This is a genomic window from Streptomyces ardesiacus, assembly GCF_003112575.1.
GTDB classification, from domain to species: domain Bacteria; phylum Actinomycetota; class Actinomycetes; order Streptomycetales; family Streptomycetaceae; genus Streptomyces; species Streptomyces ardesiacus.
Window position 1 is genome coordinate 55609 of sequence record NZ_BEWC01000013.1, and the last position, 7242, is coordinate 62850.

A 7242-nucleotide genomic window follows, 5' to 3' on the forward strand; every position below is an offset into this window, starting at 1 on the left:
CACATGTCCCCCACGGTCACGCCCCGCCGTACGTATCTCATCGGCCGCGCCCGGCCGAACGCGATCGTCGGCCGCAACCGCGAGACCGGTGAGATCGCGCTGATCGTCGCGGGCGCGTTCCTCGGCATGATGTGCGGGCTCCTCGTCCCCGTCCTGTCCCTGCGCATCGTGCTGCTCGCCGGCTTCCCGATGCTCGCGCTGGCGGCCGTCTACGTGCCGTACAACCACCGCACGTTCTACCGGTGGTTCGAGATCAACCGCAGCTACAAGCGCACGCTCCGCAAGGGCACGACCTACCGTTCCGGCGCCATCGAGGCCGGCACCCGGATCGACGGCCGGGAGGTCGAGGTCGGCCCGCCGCCCGGCATCGGCCGCATCTCCTGGCTGGCGGCGCCCTTCGGGCCCGACGAGATCGCCGTACTGCTGCACGCCGACCGCAAGACGGTGACGGCCGCCATCGAGATCGAGGGTCCCGGCGTCGGCCTGCGCGACTCCGAGGACCAGGAAGCCCTCGTCGACCGCTTCGGCACCCTGCTCAAGCACGTGGCCAACGGCGACGGCTTCGTCACCCGCATCCAGATGCTCGCCCGCACCCTCCCGGCCGACCCGGACGCGCACGCCAAGGACGTCGCCCAGCGCGGCGACGACACGTCACCGCCGTGGCTGCGGCACTCCTACGACCAGCTCCAGTCGATGGTGTCCACCAGCAGCGAGCAGCACCGCGCCTACCTCATCGCCTGCATGCACTACACCCGCGAACTGGCCGCCGAGGCGCACACCATGGCCCGCGCCGCCCGGCCGCACAGCGGGCGCAAGCTGGACCGGGACGCCGGGCTCGCGGTCGTGATGGCCCGCGAGCTGACCGACATCTGCTCGCGCCTCCAGGAGGCCGACATCCGCGTACGCCAGCCGCTGGGACAGGGCCGGCTCGCCTCCCTCATCCACGCCATGTACGACCCGGACCACCCGATCGACCACATCCAGGCGATGACCAAGCGCAACGCCTGGCCGGCCGAGCTGGACGCCATGGAGCCCACGTACCTCCAGGCCAAGACCCGCGAGTCCGCCACCCGCGCCCCCTGGTGCCACGCCACCGCATGGATCAAGGAGTGGCCGATGACCCCGGTGGGCGTCAACTTCCTGGCGCCGCTGCTCGTCCACACCCCGGACGTGATCCGCACGGTCGCCGTCACCATGGACCTCGAACCCACCGAGGTCGCCATCGAGCGCATGCTGACCGAGAAGACGAACGACGACGCCGAGGCCTCGCGCGCCGCCAAGATGAACCGGACCGTGGACCCCCGCGACATCGCCGCCCACGGCCGCCTCGACCAGCGCGGCGAGGACCTCGCCAGCGGCGCGGCCGGCGTCAACCTCGTCGGCTACATCACCGTCTCCTCCCGCAACCCCGAGGCCCTGGCCCGCGACAAGCGGACGATCAGGGCGTCGGCCGGGAAGTCGTACCTGAAACTGGAGTGGTGCGACCGTGAGCACCATCGCGCCTTCGTGAACACTCTTCCGTTCGCCACCGGCATCCGAAGGTAGGGGCTGAGCCTGATGCGGGACCCGCTGACCGTCCTCACCGACGCCTTCACGTCCTTCCTCTTCGGGAAGGTGGAGACGACCCGCCTCCCCGTCCGCACGTCCACCGGACAGGCCCAGGCCGTCTACCTGCCGACGGCCGCACCCGGCCTCGGCGACTCCGGCGTGATCATCGGCCGCGAGGTCTACTCCGGCAAGGGCTACATCTACGACCCCTTCCAGCTCTACGGCCAGCAGCTCCCCGCCCCGCACTGGCTGGTGCTCGGGGAGTCCGGCAACGGCAAGTCGGCCCTGGAGAAGACGTACGTCCTGCGCCAGCTCCGCTTCCGCGACCGCCAGGTCGTCGTCCTGGACGCCCAGGGCGAGGACGGCGTCGGCGAGTGGAACCTCATCGCCGAGGAGCTGGGCATAACGCCCATCCGCCTCGACCCGATGGCCGCCCTGGACCACGGCATCCGCCTCAACCCCCTCGACCCGGCGATCACGACCACGGGCCAGCTGGCCCTGCTCAGGACGATCATCGAGGTCGCGATGGGCCACGGCCTGGACGAGCGCTCCGGTTTCGCCCTCAAGGTCGCGCACGCCTACGTCAACGAGACCATCGTCGAACGCCAGCCGGTCCTCACCGACATCGTCGAACGGCTCCGCCACCCCGAGCCGGAGTCGGCCGAGGCGATGAACGTCGCCATAGACGACGTACGGGCCTGGGGCCTGGACGTGGCGCTGGTCCTCGACCGCCTGGTCGACGGCGACCTGCGCGGCATGTTCGACGGCCCGACGACCGTCGGGATCGACCTCGACGCGCCGCTCATCGTCTTCGACCTCTCCCACATCGACCGCAACTCCATCGCGATGCCGATCCTCATGGCCATCGTGGGCGTCTGGCTGGAGCACACCTGGATCCGCCCCGACCGCAAGAAGCGGATCTTCCTGGTCGAGGAGGCCTGGCACATCATCAACAGCCCGTTCGTGGCGCAGTTGTTCCAGCGGCTGCTGAAGTTCGGGCGCCGGCTGGGTCTGTCGTTCGTGGCGGTGGTGCACCACCTGTCGGACGTCGTGGACGGGGCGGCGGCAAGGGAGGCCGCGGCCATCCTCAAGATGGCCTCCACCCGCACCATCTACGCCCAGAAGGCCGACGAGGCCCGGGCCACCGGACGCGTCCTCGGCCTGCCCCGCTGGGCGGTGGAGATCATCCCCTCGCTCACCCCCGGCATCGCGGTGTGGGACGTCAACGGCAACGTCCAGGTGGTCAAACACCTGATCACCGAGACCGAACGCCCCCTGGTCTTCACCGACCGCGCGATGACCGAGTCGTCCTCCGACCTGACCGACGACGCCCTGCGCGCCGCGGAACTGGAGGCGGAGGAACGGGCGGCGGCGTTCGTGGAGCAGCACATCGGCGACTCGTCGGAATCGACGGTGGCGTAGGACGAGGGGGAGGACCGGAGGCATGAGACCGGACGACCGCCGCGACCAGCGGCCGGCCCAGGGCGGCGGCATTCCCGACGGCCTGCTCATCGGCATACTGGCCTTCCTCCTCGGCATGACCCTGCTGGTGTGGACGGCGACCTGCCTGTCCGCCCTGTTCGCCCACGGCTCCTGGCCCGACGGCGTCGGCTTCGCCGGCACCCCGCAGGCCATGCGCCACCTGATCGCCGAGCCCCACGACATCCCCGGTGCCTGGCCGGACGCCCCACGGACGGCGCTGTCCGGGTACGGGCTGTTCTGGGGGCTTTTCATCGGCCAGCTGATGGTGCTGGTGGTGCTCACGGTGTTCGTGATGGGCACGCTGGCACGGTGGCGCGCGGTACGGCAGCGACGCCGCGAGGAGCCGGCTCCGGCGCCGGCGGACGAGCAGCGGGTACACGACACGCCCGCGCACGAGACACCGGCACACGACACGCCCGCGCACAAGACACCGGCACACGACACACCGGTACACGAGACGGCGGTGCACGAGCCGCCGGTGACCCCGGTGCCGGCGGGCTCGCCGCACGAAGTACCCACGCCCCGGGCCCCGCGGCAGGACCAGGAGGCCCCGGCTGCCGAGCCCTTGACCCCTGCGGCCAACGGCAACGGGGTGGGCGCCTGGGAGACCAACCGCGCCGAAGGCGCGCTGCACTACGGCTCCCGGGAAAGCCGCCACCCCACAGCCGCCCAAACGCTGCGGGACGCGCCCGGGGCCGCGCTGGTCCTCACCTCCAACCCCGCTCTCTGGTCGGAGACCAAGGACGCCCGCACCAAGCTCGGCCCCACCCACCTCTACGACCCGAACCACCTCTGCGACACCCCCGCCCGCTTCCACTGGTCCCCCACCTCGGGCTGCGAGGACAAGCAGACGGCCATCGCCAGGGCCGCCGCCCTCCTCACACCGGTCCGCCCCACCGCCCGGCTCGACCAGGCGGTCGGCGACACCGCCGAACTCCTGCTGCGCAGCTACCTGCACGCCGCCGCCATCGACGGCCGCACCGTCCGCCACGTCCACCGCTGGTCCCAGGGCCTCCAGGTCCAGGACGCCGTCCGGGTCCTGCGCACCCACCCCAAGGCAGCGCCCGGCGCCGCGGGCGAACTCGAGGCCTCCCTCACCGCCCACCCCGAACGCCGGGACATGGCCCAGCAGCTCACCGCCCGGGCCCTGGCCGCCCTCTCCACGGTCAACATCCGCGAGGCCTGCACTCCCCACCGAAATGATGCCCTCGCCTTGGATTCCTTCGTCCACGAACAGGGCACCCTTTACGTGGTGGGTGAATCAATCGAGGATCCCCGTACGAGCCCGGGTGCGATGCCACTGCTGACGGCGCTCGTCTCCAGCGTGGTCGAGCGCGGCCGGCGCATGGCCGAACGGTCATCCTCCGGTCGCCTCGACCCACCAATGACGCTCGTCCTGGACGACGTGGCAGCCGTGGCCCCGCTCCCCCAGCTCCCTGAGCTGCTCGCCACCGGCGCGGACCTCGGCATGCCGACCCTGGCCCTGCTCCGCTCCCGCGAACAGGGCCGTGCCCGCTGGCCCCACGACGAACTCCCCGTGTGACACGCATCCGACCCGGCGTCGGCGCTAACGCTCGAGCACGTACTCCAGCTCGTGGTCGCCGGGTCCGCCCACCAGCGGCACCCGCCGCCCGCTCGGCACGAACCCGGCCTTGCGGTACGCGCCCTGCGCCCGTCCGTTGTCCGGATGCACGATGAGCCGCACCCGCTCCACGCCGTTCGCCCACGCCCAGCCGAGCCCCGCGTCGAACAGCGCCTTGGTCAGCCCGCTCCCCCGCCACTCGGCCCGCACGAACACCCCGACGACATGCCCCTGCCGCCGCTCCACCGGGAAACCGGCCCAGTCCGTCGACCCGGCCTCCTCCACCACCACCGTCAGCGTGCCGAGCCACAGCCCGCCCGGCCCCTCGGCGACGATCTGCTGCGCCCCGGAGGCCCCCTCGGCGCCACGGGCGGCCCGCTCCCGCCAGAAGGAGTCAGGACGCGCGGCGGCGTCGTCGTACGTCTCCAGGTACGCGAGATCCGCGACCGGGTCCCGCAGCGCCCGCAGCCGCAGCTCCTTCACCGCGGGCCACTCGTCGGCGCGTATGGAGCGGATCACGTAGTCACCGGGGGCCGAGGCACTCATGCCGGCCACCGTAGTACCCGGGTACGACACCCCTCACCTCATATACGACCCCCGGAAGGACGCCCGGCCGTCCCGCAACCCGGAGCATGGTCGGATGGACCACGTCGACCCCGCGCAGCCAGGCCCCGAAGACCGTGCGGCCGAACCCCTGACCGAGTACGTCCAGCGCGTCAACCGCCGGGTCCGCGACTTCGACCGGCGCCGTCCCCTCGTGTGGGACGTGCTCCTCACCGGCTTCTGGGTCCTGGCCGCCCTCATCGACGCCACCGGCGGCGGCTGGCGCAACGTCGCCCGCGACCCGGACGTGCCCGCCGGCCTGGTCCTCGCGCTCAGCCTCGCCCTCTCCGTGCCCCTCCTCTGGCGCCGCAGCCATCCGGCGGCGGCCCTCCTCGCCACGCTGCCCGCGGCTCTCGCGAGCTCCTGGTCCGGCGCCACGCTCCAGGCCGCCCTGCTCCAACTGCTCCTCGTCCACCACATCGCCCTGCGCCTGCCGCTGCGCAACCTCTGGTGGGTGGTGGCCGTGGTCACCGCTCCCACCTGCGTCACGGTCGCCCGTTACGGCGACGGTCCGGGCTCCTGGAACCAGCAGCTCGGCTCGCAGCTCCTCTCCATCGGCGTGGCCGCCCTCATCGGCGTCACCGTCCGCGCCCGTCGCGACCACACCGCGGTCCTCGAGGACCGCGCCCGCCGCCTGGAGACCGAACGCGACCAGCAGCTCCGGCTCGCCGCCGCCGCCGAACGCGCCCGCATAGCCCGGGAGATGCACGACATCATCGGCCACAACCTCTCGGTGATCACCGGCCTCGCCGACGGCGGCCGCTACGCCGCCGCCAAGTCCCCCGACCGTGCCGCCCAGGCCCTCGACGCCATCAGCACCACCAGCCGCCAGGCCCTCGGCGAACTACGGCGCCTCCTGGACGTCCTGCGCGACGACACCCAGGACGGCGGCTCCCGTACGGCACCCGAACTGGCCCCGCAGCCGGCCCTCACCGACCTCGACCACCTCCTCGACGGCGTCCGCCGGGCCGGTCTGCCCGTCCGCACGACCGTCACGGGCGAGCCCACCCTCCCCGAGGGCCGCCAGCTCACCCTCTACCGCGTCATTCAGGAAGCGCTCACCAACACCCTCAAGCACGCCGGTCCCGGCGCCGACGCCACCGTCGACCTCGCCTACGGGAAGGGCGGCGCTGTCACCCTCGTCGTCACCGACACCGGCCGGACGGTCCCGTCCCCCGCCCACACCGGCGGCCGGGGCCTGACCGGAATGCGCGAACGAACCGCCTTGTACGGCGGCACACTTGAAGCAGGCCCCCGCCCGGCCCCCGCACACGGCTGGCGCGTCCACCTGCACCTACCGGAGGAATCCCCGCAGTGACCACCGTCCTCATAGCCGACGACCAGCCCCTCCAGCGCTTCGGCTTCCGGATGCTCCTGGAGAGCCAGGACGACATGACGGTCGTGGGGGAGGCCGCCGACGGCGCCGAAGCCACCCGGATGACGGCCCAACTCCGCCCCGACGTCGTCCTCATGGACGTCCGCATGCCCGGCCTGGACGGCATCGCGGCGACCCGTCGCATCGTCGCCGACGGCGGGCCTTCCCGTGTCCTCATCCTCACCACCTTCGACCTCGACGAGTACGCCTACTCCGGCCTGCGCGCAGGGGCCTCCGGGTTCCTGGTCAAGGACGCCCAGCCCGAGGAGCTCCTCTCCGGCATCCGCGCGGTGGCCACGGGCGACGCGGTCGTCGCCCCGAGCCTCACCCGCCGCCTGCTCGACGCCTACGTCCACCACCTGCCGGCCACCGCGGAACCCGCCGGGTCCGCCGATTCCCCCGACCCCCGCCTGTCCCCGCTCACCGAACGCGAGACCGAGATCCTGCGCGTCATGGGCCAGGGCTGGACCAACACGGAAATAGCGGAACGCTTCCACCTGGCCGAGTCGACGGTCAAAACCCATGTGGGCCGCATCCTGGCCAAAACGGGGTCGAGAGACCGCGTCCAGGCGGTCATCCTTGCCTATGAAACAAAACTGGTCGGCTAGGAAAAGGGGAGAAACGCAAAAAGACCCCGCACCATATCCCGGTA

At 72.0% G+C, this 7242-nt stretch carries 6 protein-coding genes; 5 read left to right on the forward strand and 1 reads right to left on the reverse strand.

What is annotated here, in order from left to right; translation table 11 throughout:
* Positions 1 to 3: 3 nt before the first annotated feature.
* The 3 genes from Sdi02f_RS34175 to Sdi02f_RS34185 are packed head-to-tail and all read left to right on the forward strand — an operon-like array spanning position 4 to position 4573.
* Positions 4 to 1545: an SCO6880 family protein gene (locus Sdi02f_RS34175; RefSeq protein WP_107049847.1), complete on the forward strand. Its 1542-nt coding sequence runs from the start codon at positions 4 to 6 to the stop codon at positions 1543 to 1545.
* Between the two features lie 12 nt (positions 1546 to 1557).
* Positions 1558 to 2970 carry an ATP-binding protein gene (locus Sdi02f_RS34180; RefSeq protein ID WP_030405136.1) on the forward strand — a complete coding sequence of 471 codons (1413 nt, stop codon included), beginning with the start codon at positions 1558 to 1560 and terminating at the stop codon, positions 2968 to 2970.
* A gap of 22 nt (positions 2971 to 2992) precedes the next feature.
* Positions 2993 to 4573, forward strand: coding sequence for a type IV secretory system conjugative DNA transfer family protein (locus Sdi02f_RS34185; RefSeq protein ID WP_108934722.1), 1581 nt, complete (start codon positions 2993 to 2995; stop codon positions 4571 to 4573).
* Between the two features lie 24 nt (positions 4574 to 4597).
* Here Sdi02f_RS34185 and Sdi02f_RS34190 read toward each other — a convergent pair whose 3' ends face one another.
* The gene (locus Sdi02f_RS34190) at positions 4598 to 5158 is read right to left on the reverse strand and encodes a GNAT family N-acetyltransferase (protein WP_174843436.1); all 561 of its coding nucleotides are present in this window, start codon (positions 5156 to 5158) and stop codon (positions 4598 to 4600) included.
* A 94-nt stretch (positions 5159 to 5252) separates the two neighbouring features.
* Here Sdi02f_RS34190 and Sdi02f_RS34195 point away from each other — a divergent pair, with 94 nt between their 5' ends.
* Together Sdi02f_RS34195 and Sdi02f_RS34200 are read left to right on the forward strand one after the other, a co-directional pair.
* Positions 5253 to 6533 (forward strand): sensor histidine kinase, encoded by a 1281-nt coding sequence (locus tag Sdi02f_RS34195; protein ID WP_245962277.1) that lies wholly within the window; start codon positions 5253 to 5255, stop codon positions 6531 to 6533.
* On the forward strand, positions 6530 to 7198 hold the full coding sequence (locus tag Sdi02f_RS34200; RefSeq protein WP_030405132.1) for a response regulator: 669 nt from the start codon (positions 6530 to 6532) through the stop codon (positions 7196 to 7198). The genes Sdi02f_RS34195 and Sdi02f_RS34200 overlap by 4 nt, the downstream gene beginning before the upstream one ends.
* Positions 7199 to 7242 lie beyond the last annotated feature (44 nt).